This window comes from Aeoliella straminimaris (assembly GCF_024054565.1).
Lineage (GTDB): Bacteria > Planctomycetota > Planctomycetia > Pirellulales > Lacipirellulaceae > Aeoliella > Aeoliella straminimaris.
This window is the reverse complement of sequence record NZ_JAMXLR010000028.1, coordinates 88,006-105,413: the sequence shown is the minus strand read 5'-3', so window position 1 is coordinate 105,413 and position 17,408 is coordinate 88,006. Positions and strand designations below refer to the sequence as shown.

At 59.4% G+C, this 17,408-nt stretch carries 14 protein-coding genes; 8 read left to right on the top strand and 6 right to left on the bottom strand.

The window, feature by feature from the left end:
* Positions 1–889: 889 nt before the first annotated feature.
* The 3 genes from NG895_RS08935 to NG895_RS08925 all read left to right on the top strand — a co-directional run bounded on the left by NG895_RS08935 (position 890) and on the right by NG895_RS08925 (position 4,377).
* A complete protein-coding gene (locus tag NG895_RS08935) occupies positions 890–1,801 on the top strand; it encodes a hypothetical protein (protein WP_252852138.1) in 912 nt (303 codons plus the stop codon).
* Positions 1,802–2,412: 611 nt separating this feature from the next.
* Positions 2,413–3,438 (top strand): helix-turn-helix domain-containing protein, encoded by a 1,026-nt coding sequence (locus NG895_RS08930; RefSeq protein WP_252852137.1) that lies wholly within the window; start codon positions 2,413–2,415, stop codon positions 3,436–3,438.
* Between the two features lie 234 nt (positions 3,439–3,672).
* Positions 3,673–4,377, top strand: coding sequence for a class I SAM-dependent methyltransferase (locus NG895_RS08925; RefSeq protein ID WP_252852136.1), 705 nt, complete (start codon positions 3,673–3,675; stop codon positions 4,375–4,377).
* 54 nt (positions 4,378–4,431) lie between these two features.
* On the opposite strand, the gene NG895_RS08920 is transcribed toward NG895_RS08925, so the two are convergent.
* The 5 genes from NG895_RS08920 to NG895_RS08900 all read right to left on the bottom strand — a co-directional run bounded on the left by NG895_RS08920 (position 4,432) and on the right by NG895_RS08900 (position 9,729).
* Entirely contained in the window at positions 4,432–5,001 is a 570-nt protein-coding gene (locus tag NG895_RS08920) for a hypothetical protein (protein WP_252852135.1), read from the bottom strand.
* An 18-nt stretch (positions 5,002–5,019) separates the two neighbouring features.
* A complete protein-coding gene (locus tag NG895_RS08915; protein WP_252852134.1) occupies positions 5,020–5,523 on the bottom strand; it encodes a hypothetical protein in 504 nt (167 codons plus the stop codon).
* Positions 5,524–5,559: 36 nt separating this feature from the next.
* Positions 5,560–6,234 carry a DUF4253 domain-containing protein gene (locus NG895_RS08910; RefSeq protein WP_252852133.1) on the bottom strand — a complete coding sequence of 225 codons (675 nt, stop codon included), beginning with the start codon at positions 6,232–6,234 and terminating at the stop codon, positions 5,560–5,562.
* Positions 6,235–6,623: 389 nt separating this feature from the next.
* Positions 6,624–7,103, bottom strand: coding sequence for a hypothetical protein (locus tag NG895_RS08905; protein ID WP_252852132.1), 480 nt, complete (start codon positions 7,101–7,103; stop codon positions 6,624–6,626).
* A gap of 85 nt (positions 7,104–7,188) precedes the next feature.
* Positions 7,189–9,729: a Tex-like N-terminal domain-containing protein gene (locus NG895_RS08900; RefSeq protein WP_252852131.1), complete on the bottom strand. Its 2,541-nt coding sequence runs from the start codon at positions 9,727–9,729 to the stop codon at positions 7,189–7,191.
* Between the two features lie 424 nt (positions 9,730–10,153).
* On the opposite strand from NG895_RS08900, the gene NG895_RS08895 reads away from it, so the two are divergent.
* From NG895_RS08895 to NG895_RS08885, 3 genes are all read left to right on the top strand, one after another.
* Positions 10,154–10,399, top strand: a complete 246-nt coding sequence (locus NG895_RS08895) for a hypothetical protein (protein ID WP_252852130.1) — start codon at positions 10,154–10,156, stop codon at positions 10,397–10,399.
* A 248-nt stretch (positions 10,400–10,647) separates the two neighbouring features.
* Complete coding sequence (locus NG895_RS08890) at positions 10,648–11,265, top strand: PDZ domain-containing protein (protein WP_252852129.1); 618 nt, start codon at positions 10,648–10,650, stop codon at positions 11,263–11,265.
* Between the two features lie 337 nt (positions 11,266–11,602).
* Entirely contained in the window at positions 11,603–12,667 is a 1,065-nt protein-coding gene (locus tag NG895_RS08885; protein ID WP_252852128.1) for a tetratricopeptide repeat protein, read from the top strand.
* Between the two features lie 182 nt (positions 12,668–12,849).
* Here the strand turns inward: NG895_RS08885 and hemE are convergent, their stop codons facing one another.
* Positions 12,850–14,772 carry a uroporphyrinogen decarboxylase gene (gene hemE / locus NG895_RS08880; protein WP_252852127.1) on the bottom strand — a complete coding sequence of 641 codons (1,923 nt, stop codon included), beginning with the start codon at positions 14,770–14,772 and terminating at the stop codon, positions 12,850–12,852.
* Positions 14,773–15,577: 805 nt separating this feature from the next.
* On the opposite strand from hemE, the gene folK reads away from it, so the two are divergent.
* Positions 15,578–16,354, top strand: a complete 777-nt coding sequence (gene folK / locus NG895_RS08875; protein WP_252852126.1) for a 2-amino-4-hydroxy-6-hydroxymethyldihydropteridine diphosphokinase — start codon at positions 15,578–15,580, stop codon at positions 16,352–16,354.
* 81 nt (positions 16,355–16,435) lie between these two features.
* Entirely contained in the window at positions 16,436–17,296 is an 861-nt protein-coding gene (gene panC / locus NG895_RS08870) for a pantoate--beta-alanine ligase (protein WP_252852125.1), read from the top strand.
* Positions 17,297–17,408 lie beyond the last annotated feature (112 nt).

Sequence of the window (17,408 nt, the reverse complement as noted above, 5' to 3'; positions counted from 1 at the left end):
GCCATCGGTCAGAGCCAATACGCACAATTGACCGACGGTGCAGGTTATATTCAATGCACCCTATTTAACTTCCCGGAACTGCACGCCTTGAAGTACGCTGTGCTTGAGGATCGGAATGCAGGTCATTGAATGCCCAAATTGTGGGATGCGAGTTGTTCCTACAAAGGACGGCGTATGTCCCTCGTGTCGGCAAGCACCCGTCCAGAAAGGCAACGCCTCTGGCGACTCCTGTAGCCCTCCGGTTGCGGCAGCAGAATCGCCAGCTACAGAACCAGAACGCCGGGTGTATCGATATATCGACCTGCCACGATCATGTCCAAGTTGCAATCGCAGGTTTAGCGATATTCTGTATCCGCGTTTATATCCCAGACGCTACCGATGGAGCACGGTTGCGTTTCTCGTCACGCTAACGGTTGTCTCCGTTGGGATTCTCGGCTGGTTAGGTTTGATACTCGTAGTCCCACTCGGTGGATGGGCCATGCGGTGGCACAAGAAGGTTCGCGTGTACTGCAGGTCGTGCAACTGGTCAAAGACATTCATCGTTTCCTGTCGAGGTTGACGCCGGGTGCCACGGGCACTGACCGCGTTTTGACCTGCCATCAAGCAACGCCCCAAGAGCCGCATCGATCTTTCCTGCATTCTTTGTTTCCTTCGTTACCTTCTGTTCAATGATCTCTGCGGATGTGCCGTCACTGCGGCGGCGTAGAGTGGCACCCGCGCGTGCATTTGCTGACGCCTATTAAGCTCGCTCGACTATACTTAAACTCGTTTGTGGGCCGGGTTATCCTAAACGTTAGCCTTGGTGCATCGAACTTCTTGCGGATGTCCGTCAGTAATTGCTTTGGACGAACGTCGCCGAGTTGAAAGGGATGAGGAATTGAGTCAAGACATGCGACTATTGGTGCGTGCTGTCTGCGTTTTATTGCTCGTTGCAGCCGTCGGGGTAGTTGGCTGGATGGCGATGGCGATCGGTCGCAATAACGTCGACGCGTTCCGCGATTGGAATACGTTGTACGACTACATCACCGTAGGCTGCGTAGTCTTCTCTTGCGTCTTGTTGGGAATGCTCGCAGGCACGTCCAGCAAAGGTGTACGCCTAACACTAACCGTACTGGGGGGAGCCATGTTGGCAGGCGGGATAGGCGGCCACTACGGCTTCCAGTACCTCAGCAACGCCACGTTGGCGCCCATTCCCGCGATGAGACAGCTTAAGCCTAATGCTGCGGACATCGTCCTCGGGTATCACTACGTTTGCCCCGAGTCGGGAGGATACGTTGCATTTGGGGACGGCTCGGTCAGGTACGTTGACAGCGAGCAATTCGCCACACTTCTTCATGCTGATACACCCGACCAAACCCCGGAATTCATCTCCCCGATCAAGGAGCCATTGGCGGGCAAGCTGAATGGGAACACCGACGAGCAACAGGGGAAAACCGCGTTGAGTCGCGCTCAAGAGCGTATCAACCACGCCGATAACCTAAAAAAGATGGCCGTGGATCATTTTCGCTTCCAACCACGGGACGGTATCCGGGTGCCGTTGAAACCCGAGCATTTCAAATCGTACCCAGTGATGAGCGACGAATTACGGAAAGCGATATCCGATGGAACTTATGCCTGGTACTTCGGCTGGGAGCCTGTTGTTTCGTATCATACCGAAAAGATCAGAGCCCGGTGGTACGATTTCGCTAGCTGGGCTTCGACCTATTTCGCAGGTTTTGGTGCAGGTTTGTTGCTCGCAGGATTGGTTTTAGTGATAAGACGTCCGAAACAAGCGCTGGTCGCGGGAAATAGATCGGCATAGCAAATCGATCAACCCAAGTCTGAGCTGGCGAAAGCTGCTAAGACTTCAAGTTTGCATGCCGGGCCATCGGTTTTATCCCGAGCGGTCAATAGAGCCAGTTGCCGCTCAGTCCCTGCAAACAACGGCATCTTGATCGGACGGGTGGCACTGGTCAGTCACTATTGTTCTGTGTGCCACGCGACTTCGCCCGTGTTGTAACCTGCCATCAAGCGATGTCCCGAGAACGCAGGGTGGGTGGTTCTGCCGGATCTAGCGTTGCGATGCCTTGGTTCTCACGACCGGCAGGTTCACCCACCGTTGTGCGTGTGGTCCATGCCATGGTGGGTGAACCCATCGGCGGGTAGAAGTTCTCGCCACGACAGGTTGTCGCCGCCGACGGAACCACCCACCGTACGACTTGTTGCGGCCTGCGATGCGGGGAATCAATGACCGCGGAGCGGTCGGGCAGGTATTCCCACGCGGAGCGTGGGAACGAGGGAGAATGTGTCCACGTGAAAACTCGGCGTTTTGGCTTGGTTTACGCTCATTTTTTTACACTCCGCGGGGTATAACGGGGATGCGGTGCGTACTGTACGCATGTTTATTTCCCCCAAGGGCTGGAGAACCGAAAAATGGCACGACCACGAGTGTTGGACGATGTGAAGAAGGGCGAAATCATCGCGCTGTTATCGGCCGGGATGAGCATGGCGAGCATTGCTCGCTACGTGGGGTGCGATCGGAAGACGATTAAGCGGGAGCGCACGGTTGATGAGGATTTTGACCTCCGCGTGCGGCGTGCGGAGATGGCGGTGCAGCTCAAACCGCTACAAGCCATCCAGCGGAAGGCGGACACGCATTGGCGGGCGGCGGCGTGGTTGCTCGATCGGCAGGAGAAACGGCGTTTGGAGCGGCAAGCGCGACGGGATGCGGCCAATGCGGCTGATAAAGTGACGCTTACGCGCGTGGAACTGGTGAAGCTCGCCGGGCAGGTGAAAGATGCGGTGCTGTGTGCGGCCGTGTTTCGGGAGGACGAGGCCTACCTCGGCCGGAAGATCGATCAGGCGTTCGTGAACCTGGTGCCGGAGCTGGCGGCGAAGCCGGGAGATACCCTGCCGCCCTACGAACCTGCGTGGTGGCCGCGCGATTATGCGCCGGGTGAAAGGACCAGCGATTTTGCCACCAGCGATGACGCGACGGACTCCGCCCATGCCTCTTCCAACGATGCCGCACCAAATCCTCCCGTAGCCTCGCCTGAGACTAAACCGGAGACGTTGCCGCCGATGGATGGGCCAGTGGTGCCGCCGAAGTGGGTTCCGCCGCGCGGGCAGACGTGGCAGCAGTCGGCCAGGAATCTGGAGAAGCTCAACCCGGCGCGGTACGGCAAACAACCGGCGCCCGGCCTGGTGGTCGATTGGGAGGCGCTGCAGAAATTTCGCGACGACTTGATTGGGGTGATCAGGAAACAACGCGCTGAGTCAACTTCTGAACCGGCCTCTGAACCATGCGGGGAACAACGCGGGGGGACAAACTCTTCGGAGTCGTTACAAACGTCGGAAAAAGCAGCGGTTTGCCAGCCGTCGCCGACCAAATCACCAGGGAGTTTTGGGCCCACGAATTTAGATCCCGGAAGTTGTCCCAAAACCAGCGAGCTGAAATAGCCGGGCCGCCACGCGGTCCGCGAGAGTCTTCGCTCAGTTGATTGTGGGCTGTTTGCTGGGGGCTCGTGGAACTCGACCCCAGGCACCCTGCGGCGTTTGTGGTTAGGGCCACCGTCTGGCGACGGTGGCTACGGGGAATTTGCGCGCGGATGAAATGGGTGCACCGCGGCGTTGGGTTTGCTCTAATGGGGCTCTTGCCGATTCACTTCCATTGTCCTAACCGTTCAATCAGCCATGTGCCGAACTTTCTTGCTGTTGTTTGCTGTAGTTACGATGACTTGTGTGCCTGCGTTCGCTCAACCGGCGGCCGTGGCGCTGCCCGAAGGGATCAATGACAAGTTTCTTGATCCGAAGATGAATCCCGAGGAGTGGGCCAAGCGATTCGAGCGCGATGGCCGCGAAGCGTACGAAGCTCGTAACGAGATTCTCGCGGCGCTCGACTTGCAGCCGGGGATGCGCGTGGCCGACGTTGGCGCCGGGAGTGGTTTGTTCACCGTGCTGTTTTCGAGTGCCGTGGGTGACGAGGGCTGGGTGTTCGCCGTGGACATCTCGTCGAACTTTGTCCAGCACATCGCCAACCGCGCGCAGGCGGCCGGCATCAACAACATCACGCCGGTGCTGTGCGATGAGGACTCGGTGAACCTGCCGGCCGAATCGATCGACCTGGCTTACGTATGCGATACCTACCACCACTTCGAGCACCCGGAGAAGACGGTTGCTTCCATCTACAAGGCGTTGCGTCCTGGTGGGCGGCTGGTGGTGGTCGACTTTGTGCGCGAAGAAGGGGTGAGTTCCGAATGGACCCTGGGGCACGTGCGGGCCGGTAAGGATGTGTTTACGCAGGAGATCCTCTCCACCGGTTTTGAGCTGGCCGACGAGCCGAAACTCAAGGGGCTGAAGGAGAACTACCTGCTGGTGTTCCGCAAGCCGGAAGCGTGAGCGCGTGTGGCACTGGCGGTTGGCGGTGAGGCGATGCCGCGGTTGAACGCTTGCTCACGGTAGGGGCACATCGTCCACATCCACGGGCTCGGCGGTCAGCAAGAATTTCACTCCCACCAGCAATACGGCAACCACGCCCAGCAGGATCAGCAGGCCGCGAACGGTGAAACGTCCGCGCCAGCGGGTAGCGAGGGTCAGTGCGACACCCACCAGCGCCAGCGACCAGTAGGGTACGATCACGCCTTGGCCGCGAAGCCAGTAGGCCTCGCCGCCCATGATCACGCCGCCCGCCCGCTCCATCGGCGGGGAGACGACGTACACGGTGTAGTCGAGTTCGTCGAAGCCGCCGCGGCTGGAATGTTCGGACATGTCGTGAGCAGGAAACGAATCGGTGGCGTCGACTTCGGTGCTCTTGAGTTGCCAGCGCCAGTCGTCGGCCGGACCCTTCCACTGAAACGCCATCGTGGCCACGCAGCCTTGCTTGCTGGCGACAATGAGCGACTCGCCGCCCGGTGTCCAACCTTCCAAACGGTCGGCCGACCAGTAGCTGCGTACCCACATGGCGAGCAGCAACGCGGTGGCAATGCCCAGCAGTAGTGTGGCGGCCAGACGGAGGCGTTTCATCAGCAGTTGCCCTGTAGCTCAGGAGGAATCGTCCGAGTTGTAGTCGCCGTATTGCAGTCGCGGCGACCGATACAAGCATTCTCGCCGGGCTTGGCGGGTGAGCAGCAGATACAGCGGTGGACCGGTCAGTGCCAGCACGCCGGCCGTGAACAACAACAGCTGCCACAACCGGGGCGATTCGATCTCCACTCCAACGGTCAGCTCCACGTTGTCGGTTCCCAGCACCGCGGCGGTACACGCCAGGCCGATGCTGACCAACACCATGAGCGAGAGCACCACGATGGCCGCCTGCCTGGCTGCCCAGCTTTGCCGCCTTAGCCCGAACGCCGACCACAGTAAGACGAGCGAGAGCAGATCGAGTTCCAGGTTTCCGGAGCGAAACCAGGAAACAAGCATCCAGGCTACGCCGATGCCGGAGAGTAGCTGCAGATAGAGTCCCACCTGCCTGCAAATGTCGAACGGCCACCGCCGCTGCTCGGCCGCCGTTTTCGACTGCGTGCGGGGGGCCTGGTAAGGATTCATCGTGTGGTGGGGGCGTGATTGGTCAAGCAGTACGCGCTAATCCCACCAGAAATACCAGTAGTTTGCGCCCAGCAGCGCGGCGGCCAGGTTCGATATCGTCTGGTATTCCTCGTGGACGATATTCTCACAATACCAGAATTGCTCCCACGCCAGGTGGAGCGCGGCGTCTTGATCCAGGGGAGGGCGGCTGACGATGCATTCCAGTGTATGGCTCGACGCGCAAGCAATCTCAGCACCAAATTCGCGTTGCCAATGCTGTAAAAATGCGCAATGCACCACCGCATCGGGGCAGTCGTTCCAGTTGCCGAACCTCAACACCGCGGGCAGGTGCCAAGGCTGGTCGATCGTCGCGAGCCCCATTTGCACCCGGGGTTTCGCCTTGTTCGTCAAGTCATCGCGATGCACCGTAATCGAATCGCGGACGACCCGACTGGCGGGCCAGGTGCCGAGTACCTTGGCCGGGTCGAAATCGTACAGCTCTTCCTCTTCCTGTCGCCTGGCCATCCACAGCGACAGGTCGACGGCTGCTGAGCTGTGGATGATTTCGCCGGGACTTCGGTTCTCGAAGTCGCCGACCAGTTGCAGGCGCGTCAGGTCGTCGGAGTCTCCAATCAGGAATGGATACATGCCGCTACTGCTGTAGCAGACGCGTTTCAACTCCAGGAGCTCAACGGCCTGGGCCCCCGCAATTTCCAGCGTGGAATAATCCATGGTATGTCCCCCCTCTATACGCCCAAGCGTAGCTCACAGGCTCGATGTCACCGAGGAGCCCAACTCAGAATCTCAACTCTACCGGTCTTCCTCCAAGCAGCCTCAAAGCATGTGCCGTGCCAGTCGTAACGGTCGAGACCAGCCCGGTCAGGGGGAGCCCAAATACCAGCCGTGCGGTGGGCGTTCGCTCGATCCGAACATTCTGTTGGTCAAGGTCGCCTACAGACAGACCTGAATTGCCGTAGATAGTCGCCGCGACAAGCAACAATCTCAGAGTGAGGCGGTAATCCGCTTCGCAGTCGATGCCGGTGTCGGTCATGTGAAGGCCCCCCCGAGCCTGTGGTGAATTCTTCCGACGAGCCGCAACTCGTCAGTTGGCGTGCGGGCTATTAGCCCGCCGCGTAGTGCTCGGCGTAGTCGAGCACCCAACGTTCGATCAGTTGGCGAAAATCGTCCAGATCGGCGTCATCCAGTTTGGCATAGTGCTGGCGGTTGAAGTTCTCTTTGTTACGCACGGCACCTTTGGCAGAGATCTCCAGCACGTGGTAAGTGTTGAATGTGCCAACCAGCACCTGCAGTCGGCTGTAGGCGTTGCGTCGCTTGCCGGCGTCGATTTCCAAGTCGTCGCGGCTTACGGCGCCACCCCAGCCCGTCTCGCCCACAAGTGTTTCGTACTTGAAGCCGGGAAAGTTGTCGGCCAACTGCCCTAGGCAGGCCTCGATGTGGTCGGAAAGTTCCAGGCGATAGTTCGAGTGCAGCCGGCGATACTCTTCCTCGGTATAGGCCTCGGCCGCCTCCTTTTTCTCGCGCTCGCTGCGCGTGCGCATTCCTCGGTCGGCAGCGAGTTGGAGGCGTTTGCGAAAATCCATGGCGAAAGGCACTCGGCGGTCAGCATTCAGCGGTTGGTCTACAGAGGACAATTCTACGCACTGGCGCAGTCGACGCCTAGCCGCGTTAGTTCTTCTGTCCGCCTTCGCCGGGCTTATCCTGCTCTTTTTTCTGCACGAATTGCAGCAGGTCGCTGAAGCTACGCATCGCTTCCTTGCCTTCTTCCATCTCTTTGGTGAGGGGAACCACCTTGCGTTTTGCGCGTTTCTCGTACGCGCCATGCCGGTCCTGGGTGCGTTCGGGCCGTTTGCCGCGTTGGCCCCGTTTGCCGCCCCGATTGCCGCGGCCGCCTCGATCTTCACGCTTCTGCCGCGGTGGCCGCTGACCTTCGCTTTTCGCGGCCGTCTGTTCCCCTTCCTTGGCGGCTGGTTTTGCGCGCCGACGAGGTTTCCGACGCGATCCCTTCTCGGGTTTGGGCCGCTCGGTGCCTGGCTCGATCATGGTGAGCGCCACGCGGCGACGATCGGTGTCAATGGCTGTTACCCAGCAGTCGACTTGATCGCCGACGGCCACCACTTCGTGCGGATCGCGAACGTAGTCGTTCTGCAGTTGGCTGACGTGCACCAGACCGCTGTCGGAGAGCCCTACGTCGACAAACGCGCCGAAGTCCACCACATTCAGCACGGTGCCACGCAGTTGCATGCCAACCGCCAGATCGTCCAGCTTCACCACGTCGCGGCGGAACACCGGCGGGGCCAGATCGGCACGCAGGTCGCGGCCGGGGCGCTCGAGTGCTTCGATTAGTTGCCCCAAGGCGTGCTCGCCCAGTTCCAGCTTGGTGGCCAGCTCTGTACGATCGCGATCCTTCAGCGCTTCGGCGAAGGAGTCAGCCCATCCTGGTTTGCCGACTTGCTCCAGCTCGATACCAAGCTCGGCCAGCAGCCGCGTCGCGGCGTCGTAACTCTCGGGATGCACCCACGTGGCATCGAGCGGGTTTTCGCCTTCCTCGACTTTAAGGAACCCCGCCGCCTGCACGAACGTGGCGTCGCCCAGACCTTTCACGTCCCGCAGCGAGGCGCGCGACTTGAACGGACCGTGTTCGGTACGATACTCGAGGATCCGCCGCGCTACCAGTTGGTTGAGCCCGGCCACGTTTCGCAGCAGGGCAGAGCTGGCCGTGTTGACGTCGACCCCCACAAAACTCACGCACGACTGCACCGTCTGTTCGAGCGTATCTTTCAGGTGTGCGGGTTTGGCATCGTGTTGGTATAGCCCCACGCCAATGCTCGCCGGGTCGATCTTCACCAGCTCGCTTAGCGGATCCTGCAGCCGGCGACCGATGGAGATCGCACTGCGGTCGATCGCCTCGCATTCGGGGAACTCCTCGCGGCCGATGGCGCTGGTGGAGTACACGCTGGCGCCCGCCTCGTTGACGATCACGTATTGAATCTCGGTGTCGGCCAGATCGGTGGAGAGCAGGTCGCTCACCATGTTCTCAGTCGGCCGGCAGGCCGATCCGTTGCCGATAGCGATCACGTTGGGCGAGTGCTCGCGAATCACGTCGAGCAGCTGCCCGCGAGCTTCGGCCGTCTTTTCCTCCGAGCCGGTGATGTTCACCAGCCCCAGCGCCATCAGGTTGCCGTGCTCGTCGATCATCGCCAGCTTGCAACCGTTCTTGTAGCCCGGATCGATCGCCAGCACTCGCCGGCCCGGTACGGGCGGCTGCAGCAGCAGCGCCTTCAGGTTGCGGGCAAACACCTCCACGGCGTGCGTTTCGGCCTTGTCGGTCAGTTCGCGACGGGTTTCCCGCTCCAGCGAGGGAATCACCAGTCGCTCTAGCGAGTCCCGCACACAACCTTTCAGGAACTCGGCATGCGTGTGGTCGGGGCGCACCATCAGCTCGATGGCCTGCTCTTCGATGGCGGCGGTGTCCGACTCGATGCCCACCCGCAGCACCTTGGCCTTCTCGCCCCGGTTGATGGCCAGCACCCGATGCGGCGGCACCTTGGTGACGGGCTCGTGGTACTCGAAGTAGTCCTTAAACAGCGGATTCTTCTTGTGGTCGTCGGATATCTTGGTCGAGGTAAGCTTGGCCGTCTTGCGGAACAATTTGCGAACGCGTTGCCGCAACTCGACCGATTCGCTGAATCGCTCGGCCAGGATGTGTCCGGCGCCCACCAGGGCCAGTGCTGCCTCTTTGATGCCTTTGTCTTCGTTCACGAAGTCGGCGGCTCGGGCATCCAGATCCATGGCCGACGAAATCTCGTTCTGGATTTCGTCCGCCAGCGGTTCCAGGCCTTGCTCGCGTGCCTTTGAAGCCAGCGACTGCTTCTTCGGCTTGAACGGCAGGTACAAGTCTTCCAGTCGCCGCAGCGTCTCGGCCGACTCGACTTGCTTGCGCAGTTCTTGGGTCAGCTTGTTCTGCGTTTCGAGCGAGCGCAGGATGGTTCCCTTGCGAGCTTCGAGCTGACGCAGTTCATCGGCCGCCGCGCGGATCTGCTCGATCTGTTCTTCGTCGAGCCCTCCCGTCTGGTCGCGACGATACCGCGTGATGAATGGAATGGTGTTGCCGCTGTCGAGCAACTCGACCGTGGCGCGCACCTGATCAGCGGGGAGCTTCGTCTTACGAGCTACCCGAGCAAAGTCGATTACAAGCGGTGAATCCATGAAAAGCCTTGCGTCAAGCAATCGACGCTTGTCGCCTCGATGAGCCACCTGGGAGCCGCGCTGGAAGCGGGCTCGAAACAGGTTTCGGGAGAGGTGTCGTCAACTTAACTTCTTAACGTGACCGGGTGATGGTTCAATTATGCTAGCAGGTGGATTCAATCAACAAGGTGCCCATCAGTACCTGTCGCGCAATTGTGTGGCGATGCTATCAGTCGTATGCGCTTCCGGGCATTGTGGATTGCCTGGACCCAGGCTGTCAAGAAATGGCGACAGCAGCGCAAGCGGTTGCGAAGGCAGATTACCGCAAAAGCGTTTCATTTTGCCATATGCATTAAACCTGCCACGGTCGTCATCCCGATGAAGAACGAGCCGGAACGATTCTGGCTCTCTTCTCCCCCCATTGATGTTGTGAAGGATCACGCCGATGAACGCCACACGACTGCGAGTCTATCACGGACCCGACACCGAGAATACGCCCGATGCCGGTGAAAATCGTCTTGGCGGGCAAGGCTCGGTGACTCTGCCGGCCGAGGAGATCATTCCGCTGCTGGCCGACGCGTACTTCAACCGTCGTACCTGGCTGCATGATTTTGCCAACGACGAAGTGACCATCCCTGCCGACCTGTACGAAGTGCTCGTGGCGTATCGGTTCTTCAATCGCCCCGCCTAGAACGAGGGTTTGCGGGTCTCAGAGTGGATGGCGGCGCAGTCAAGTTGAGTGCGCTTGAGGTGTGTCTTGCGTCAAAAAAGCGGCGCATGCCAATTCGTTTGTTTTTCGCAAGTCGTTTTATCGCAAAGCCTTGCGGTGATTCTTGTTTCCAGTTCAGCATTGCTGGCACTGTGGTTGCCTTAATGGTCTGGCATGTCCGGCCAAGCCGGAGACCACTGCCCGCAACATCCTGAACTGGAGACCCTGCCATGATCCGCTCGACCATCCTCGCCACCGCGTTTGCTTTGACCATCGCCGCACTGCTCGCCTTGGACGCTTCGGCCAAGCCGAAAGCGTACCTGGTTGGCGGGAATGTAGCCCCGGCCATTCAGCCGCCTGTTGGCCAACCCGTTTTCCTGCCAAAGTTTGGCTTCCAGAGCTACAACATCAACGGCTATGGCGAGCGAGTTACCCACATTAACTGCCACGGCATCGCCCGCGAACTGGGCCTGGAGCCCGGCGACACGATTCTGACGCTCAACGGCATGCCGCTCACCTACCACGGTGCGTGGAACCAGGCCCTCACCCAGGCGATGTACCAGGGTGGAAGCGTCACACTGGCCATCCGCGACGTGCACAGCGGTGCGGTGGTTTACCGCTCGAAGTTCTTTGGTGGCGGTGGCGGCATCGGCCCCATCACTCCGAAGTCGGCCCCTTTCAATCCCCCGACGCAGAAGTTCTCCCAGCCCCAACCTCAAGTTGGCTTCCCCGGCCCGAGCCCCTCGAAGTTTGCGAAGAGCAACAACCACCTTTCGGTCCACAAAGGCCTGAAAGTTAACGCCCAGTCGATCAAGCAGTTCGGACAGCTGCTGAAGATGGGAGAATAGTGCGAGTCGCACGCCAAACCATTCGGGGCACCCGGCGAACGACTCGCCCAAGACCGAAACGACCAAAGCCGACCGGCGCTCGAAAGAGGGCCGGTCGTTTTTTTTGTTTGAAAAATGTTCCTAGGATTAAGCGTGCCGTTTCAGTCGGGGCTCGAGGCATATTGGGGTAGGTTCGATTGGAGAGATATTGGTATCCTGCCGGCGCATCCAGCACACCTTCAAAGCACCAAAAGGCAGAAGAATGGTTCTATCTTGGCAGTCCGTGGGCTACGTATTCCTATATGAGCAGAGCGTACAGTTCCCCGTTCGACGTGTCCTTCGCTGCGTTGCGCTGCTTTTGGCGCTGCAACTGTTCAGTCTAAATGCAGCAATGGGAGATTCAGCAACGCAGGATTGCGAGAGCACCCCTTATGCCCAAGGCTGTAATTGCCTTGATGAAGGTTGCTATGGTGATGCCCTCAGACTTCTTGAAGAGGCAGTACGACTGGAACCTAACGATGCGAAGTCATTGAATGCGCTAGGAGTATGTTACCTACATACTCAACAACCCGAGCAAGCGTATGAGGCCTTCAGGGCAGCCATCGCCGCCGATAGTGAATTTCCAAAGGCCTACACGAATCTCGGCGCTCTCTGCTGTCGATGTGGTCGTTATCAGGAAGCGACCCAGGTGCTCTCAATATGGGTGGAGAAGTTCCCACAGCTACCACAGTTCTCGGCGGTGCTCCTAGAGCGTGCGTGGGGGAACTATGCAATCGGCAAGCCTGCGGAAGCCTTGGAGGATGCATTGAAGTTGAAGGACACAATGCCCCAGTCTCCAAAGAGAATCGCCATCGAGGCCTTGGCCTTAGGGGCGCTGGGCCGACAGGAAGAAGCATGTCGAGTTGCGAGAAAGCTGATTGGAATGCAAAGCAAGTATGAGTATTTTGCCCACTTTGTGTTGGGAAATGCACTGGCCTTGGATCGCGAATTTGAAGAAGCAGACGGCGAATACACGATGGCCTTAGAGTTCGCGTCTGACGAACCGCATGCCTACTATAACCGTGGACGCACGCGGTTATTCCAGAGCCGCTACCGAGAAGCGATCAATGATATGGAATCGGCCCTGCAATGTCGTAGCAGTTTCTTCTCATTCGACCCCAGGAAAGCACAAGTTACCCGAGCCTGCTGCCTCCTCGTCCTGCAGGACACTGCCGCAGCTAAGGACGCGGTCAATGAAATCTTGTGCAATGATCCGGAAGACGAAGATGCGCTCCTGTTGCAGTTTCTAACTGCTCAGAGCGAGACTGACGAGGCTGTCATGCGGACTGCCATCGAAAAATTACTCTTGGGGACGAAACATAGGGAGTTTGCCCAGCGACGGGCCAACCAAGACCAGGATGCCCTGTCAACCCGCCGAAAGTAAAGCTGCCATGGGCACACGAACAATAAAGACAGGACTTCGCTGCCCAGGGTGACGGTCGGCTTTTTTGTTGTGGGGTAAGCATCCTGCTTGCCGTAGTTTGTTCAGGTGAGTGATACTTGGGGATCGCAGGCTTCTAGCTTACACCAAGAATCGCAAGCTAGAAGCTTACGCCACAAACCGCCTCACCGCGCACTCAACTCATGCACCAACTCCACCAGCGTCTTCGCATTATCCGGCGGAGTCTGTGGGATGATGCCGTGGCCGAGATTGAAAATGTGTCCTGGGCGGCCGGCGGCCTGGTCGAGTACCAGTTGCGTCCGCGCGCGGAGCGTGTCGCGGTCGGCCAGCAGCACCAGCGGGTCTAGGTTGCCTTGCACCGCGCGATCATAGCCGATGCGTCGCCACGCCTGGTCGAGGTCGATTCGCCAGTCGACGCCCACCACATGGCCGCCGGCTTCGGACATCGGCACAAGTAGCTCCGGGTTGCCGGTTCCAAAGTGTATCACGGGCACGCCGGGCGTGAGGGACTCGATGAGCCCTTTGACGTGCGGCGCGACGAACGTGTTGTAGTCGCCCGGGCCCAGGCAGCCGACCCAACTATCGAACAACTGCACCACTTGCGCGCCGGCGGCAATCTGGGCGTTCAGGTACACGGCCACCGAGCGGGAGAGCCGACCCATCAGGGCGTCCCACGCACCGCGGTCGCGGTACATGAGCGTCTTGGTGTGCAGGTAATTGCGGCTCGCTCCACCCTCGATGGCGTAGCTGGCCAGCGTAAACGGTGCACCAGCAAAACCGATGAGCGGCAGGTGGTCGGGCAGGTCGGCGCGGGTCTGCCTGACGGTTTCGATCACGTAATGCAGCGAGTCGGCGCTTTCCAGATCGATCACGCGGTCAACATCGGCCGCTTCGCGGACGGGGTTGTGAATCACGGGGCCGTCGCCCTTGGCAAACTCGAGCTCCAGGCCCATCGGTTCGAGGATCGGCAGCAGGTCCGAGAAGATGATCGCCGCGTCGACACCCAGGAATTCGACGGCCGTGCACATCACTTCGCTGCACAGCTGAGGGTTGCGACACAGTTCGAGGAAGCTCAGCTTTGCGCGGACCTCGCGGTACTCGGCCATGTAGCGGCCCGCTTGTCGCATGAGCCACACCGGCGTGTAGTCGGTAGGTTCGCGGCGGCACGCCTTCATGAACGCGCTCTGGTCGTACGGCTTCGCTGTAGTTTCGCTGGGCGGTGCTAGCGTTGATAGCTTTGCGATGCGCCGCTTGCGCTCGAGTACTTCGTGCGCGGCTTTCGCGGCGTGATTGACCAGGATGCCCATCTTGGGAGGCGAAGCTTCGAAGTCCACCGGTAGCGCGTGTTCGCGAAGCGCGTCGCTGCACGTCGGTCCGATGGAAGCAATTATCATCTGTCGTGCTCTAATCTGGACCTCTTCGGAAAGTGACAGGTCGTCCGCCAACTTCATCACGTTGTGAACCTGATTGGCGGAGGTGAACATGGCAACGTCGAGTTCGCCTGCGGCCAACCGGCGCACATTTGCTTCCAAGGGCGCGACGTCTTCGGGGAAGTCCCAGGTGTAGACTTGCAGTTGATCGACCTTGGCGCCGCGCGCTTCCAGGCCGGCAATTAAACTCGGGTTGCTCGTGCCGTACTCCTGCACGCCAACCACCAAGTTGGCCACTGGCAATTCGGTGTCGAGTGTGGTGAGTAGTTCGCGCCAAGTGTTTGGCTCGGGTACTCGAACAGAAGGCGAAATGCCGAGTTCTTTGAGTGCGGCGGTAGGTTTGGGGCCGCGGACGACGGTGGTCATATCGCTGAGCGCATCGATCAATCGTTGGCGTCCAACATGCCGTTCGACAGCGCTGACGAAATGTCGCGTGCCCACGCCAGTGAGCAGCACAAATACGTCGATTTGGCCCGTAATCAAGCGGTTGGCAAACTCAATGGCCGCGCGCGAGTCGGGCAGCGGAACCTCGCGCATGGAGGGGCTCACTAGCGACAGGCCACCGGCCCGCTCGATCATCCGCGCGATATCGTCGGCGCGTCTGCTTTCAAAGGAAGCAACGCGAAGACCGGCAAAGTTGCGATCGGAATCAGGCATGGGTTGGTTCCGCCGGGTTTGGATCAATGGCGAGTTGCCCAATCCACGAAGCGAGTGAGTGAGTCATTGATCGATGTCGACAAGAACGTATTGTAAGTCAGTAGGTCGACTGGAACCACGCCCTGGAAAGAAGAAAACAAAGGGAAGGATTTCGATACCCACGAGTGCTCAATGGTGTATAAGATGTTCGTTGGAGTGTGGAAAACTAGATCGGAAACAAATAGTCATTTTGGGTTGTTGACAATTCCGTTTGACTTCGCACAATAGCAAATCGCGGTGGACACGAACTAGAGTTTGCATCCTTTGATTGATTCGATATCTGTCTTCCGCAAACTGCGATTGAAACACACTGATAGTTGTCTCTGCCCGCAGGGTGGTGGTGGCTTATCCGGGGCAAGTCTCCAATACCTATTGGCCGCTGAGTTGGAACTCTCTGCGGTTGCCCGTTGTTGACGGGTTGACCATTTCGCTATTGGCTGGGTGTGCGCGCCCAAGGCGATAGCAGTCGGGGCTGTTGCTTGTGCAGCCTGGGCCACATAGATAGGTGCTAGCTTTTTGGCGGCGACTTGTTCTGGCGGGTGCTGCTCGAAAGACTCGAGCTGCCATGTGTTTCAAGCGTACTCCCCCTCGTTGTGTTTTCACAACGCACCGAACAATACAGGGGAGCTCGACCGATGGATCGACTGATGACGGCACCTGTCGTGGGCTCAGGATACCCTCCCCAATTTTCTTATATCCTTCCGGCTGGTGTACCTACGGCGCACCAGCCGGCTTTGCTTGAAGCTCTGCTAAGACCGGCTCCGTTATGCCTCAGGTACTCGTCGCCCTTGGCTCGAATCTAGGCGACAGCCGAGACTCGGTGCAGCAGGCGATCGAGCGGCTCGACCAGACGGCGAATTTTGCTCTGCTGAAGGCAAGCTCGTTGCATTCCACCGAGCCTATTGGAGGCCCGGTAGGGCAGGGTGGTTTCACCAACGCGGTGGCCAAGCTGCAGGTGGATTGTTCGCCTCGCCAGTTGCTGACTGCGTTGCACGCCATCGAGCACGACTTTGGTCGACTTCGCGACGAACATTGGGGGCCGCGGACCCTCGACTTGGATATCTTGTTGATCGAAGACCGGGTGGTTCAGTCGCCCCTGTTGGAGGTGCCTCACCCGCGGATGAGCTATCGTCCATTCATGTTGGACCCGGCTGTGGAGATTGCCGGGCAATGGCGACACCCGACACTGGATGTCACATTGGCAGATCTTGCCAAGCGGTTGCACGAAGGGGACGACGCTATTTTGTTGTACGGGGCCATGCCGCACGATCGGGACTGGCACGCCCGACAACTGCGGCGGACGGCGCCCGGTGTGCAGGTGGCACGCGAAGAGCAGCATCAGATATTGGTGGCTGTTGGCCAACCGTCCACTTTGGAAAAGCCGCGTTTGGCGATTCATCTCGGTTTGCCGAGCGACCGCCTGGTTAGCGGTATTCCGACGCTCACCCTGCCATCTACCTGCCGCGAGGATGCCCTATTCGACACCCGGGCGGCGCTGCGGTGCGTGTGGCCCGACCTGGGTCGCGAGGACACCAGCGGGTAGAATGCACAGACAATTCGTCAAGCCGCAGCGAAGGTCGGTTGACGTCGAATTCGTCGCATTCGCAGGTTTAGCAGGCCGGTCATGTCTACAACTGTTTCCCCCACCATCGTTCACGCGGGCGAGGGCATTCGCCAGGTGGTGCGCGATGCGCAGCGCGACGGACGGCGGGTCGGTGTCGTGCCCACCATGGGCGCGTTGCACCAAGGGCACCTGAGTCTGGTGGACGCAGCGCATCAGCAGTGCGACGTGGTGATCGTCACAGTGTTTGTGAACCCCACGCAATTCGCGCCGCACGAGGACTACGAACGGTATCCTCGCGATCTGGACTCCGACGCAGCCAAGCTATCCCAGCACGGCTGCGACTATGTGTTCGCCCCGGCGGTCGAGGAGATGTACCCCCAGGGGTTCGAGACTTCCATCAACGTTGGCAGCGTGGCGCTGCCTTACGAAGGCGAGCGGCGGCCAACGCATTTTTCCGGCGTGGCCACGGTGGTGTTGAAGCTGCTAACGCTGGTGCCGGCCAATGCGGCCTTCTTTGGTCAGAAGGACTATCAGCAAACGTTGGTCGTGGGGCAGATGATTCGCGACCTGAATGTGCCCACTAAGTTGGTGGTCTGCCCCACGGTGCGCGAATCGGACGGCTTGGCCATGAGTTCGCGGAATGCCTATCTCGACGACGATCAGCGCCGCCGGGCCACGGCGCTGCATGCTAGCATGCAGTTGGCGCGACAAATGGTCGACCACGGCGAGCGGCAGGTCGCCACGCTGCAGCAGGCAATCGAGTCGCTTCTGGCCGAAGTGGGTGGTATCGACCTCGATTACATCGCCTTCGTGCGTGCTGGCACCGTCGAGCCAGTGGAGTCCATCAGGGGGCCCACCGTGGTGCTGATGGCCGCGCGGGTTGGCCAAACGCGATTGATCGACAACATGCAGATCGGTTAGAAGGTCTGTCAGCTTGCTGGCTGCAAAGCCCCATGTCGAATATCCCACGACCAATGTCGGGATGCCAATATTGGTCATTGGTCCTTCAAGAATTGGTCGCTTCCCAACGGCC

Bases quoted from the DNA above. Each gene is read 5' to 3' on its own strand.
- NG895_RS08935 (WP_252852138.1), top strand. From the start codon at position 890: ATGCGACTATTGGTGCGTGCTGTCTGCGTTTTATTGCTCGTTGCAGCC.
- NG895_RS08930 (WP_252852137.1), top strand. From the start codon at position 2,413: ATGGCACGACCACGAGTGTTGGACGATGTGAAGAAGGGCGAAATCATC.
- NG895_RS08925 (WP_252852136.1), top strand. From the start codon at position 3,673: ATGTGCCGAACTTTCTTGCTGTTGTTTGCTGTAGTTACGATGACTTGT.
- NG895_RS08920 (WP_252852135.1), bottom strand. From the start codon at position 5,001: ATGAAACGCCTCCGTCTGGCCGCCACACTACTGCTGGGCATTGCCACC.
- NG895_RS08915 (WP_252852134.1), bottom strand. From the start codon at position 5,523: ATGAATCCTTACCAGGCCCCCCGCACGCAGTCGAAAACGGCGGCCGAG.
- NG895_RS08910 (WP_252852133.1), bottom strand. From the start codon at position 6,234: ATGGATTATTCCACGCTGGAAATTGCGGGGGCCCAGGCCGTTGAGCTC.
- NG895_RS08905 (WP_252852132.1), bottom strand. From the start codon at position 7,103: ATGGATTTTCGCAAACGCCTCCAACTCGCTGCCGACCGAGGAATGCGC.
- NG895_RS08900 (WP_252852131.1), bottom strand. From the start codon at position 9,729: ATGGATTCACCGCTTGTAATCGACTTTGCTCGGGTAGCTCGTAAGACG.
- NG895_RS08895 (WP_252852130.1), top strand. From the start codon at position 10,154: ATGAACGCCACACGACTGCGAGTCTATCACGGACCCGACACCGAGAAT.
- NG895_RS08890 (WP_252852129.1), top strand. From the start codon at position 10,648: ATGATCCGCTCGACCATCCTCGCCACCGCGTTTGCTTTGACCATCGCC.
- hemE (WP_252852127.1), bottom strand. From the start codon at position 14,772: ATGCCTGATTCCGATCGCAACTTTGCCGGTCTTCGCGTTGCTTCCTTT.
- folK (WP_252852126.1), top strand. From the start codon at position 15,578: ATGCCTCAGGTACTCGTCGCCCTTGGCTCGAATCTAGGCGACAGCCGA.
- panC (WP_252852125.1), top strand. From the start codon at position 16,436: ATGTCTACAACTGTTTCCCCCACCATCGTTCACGCGGGCGAGGGCATT.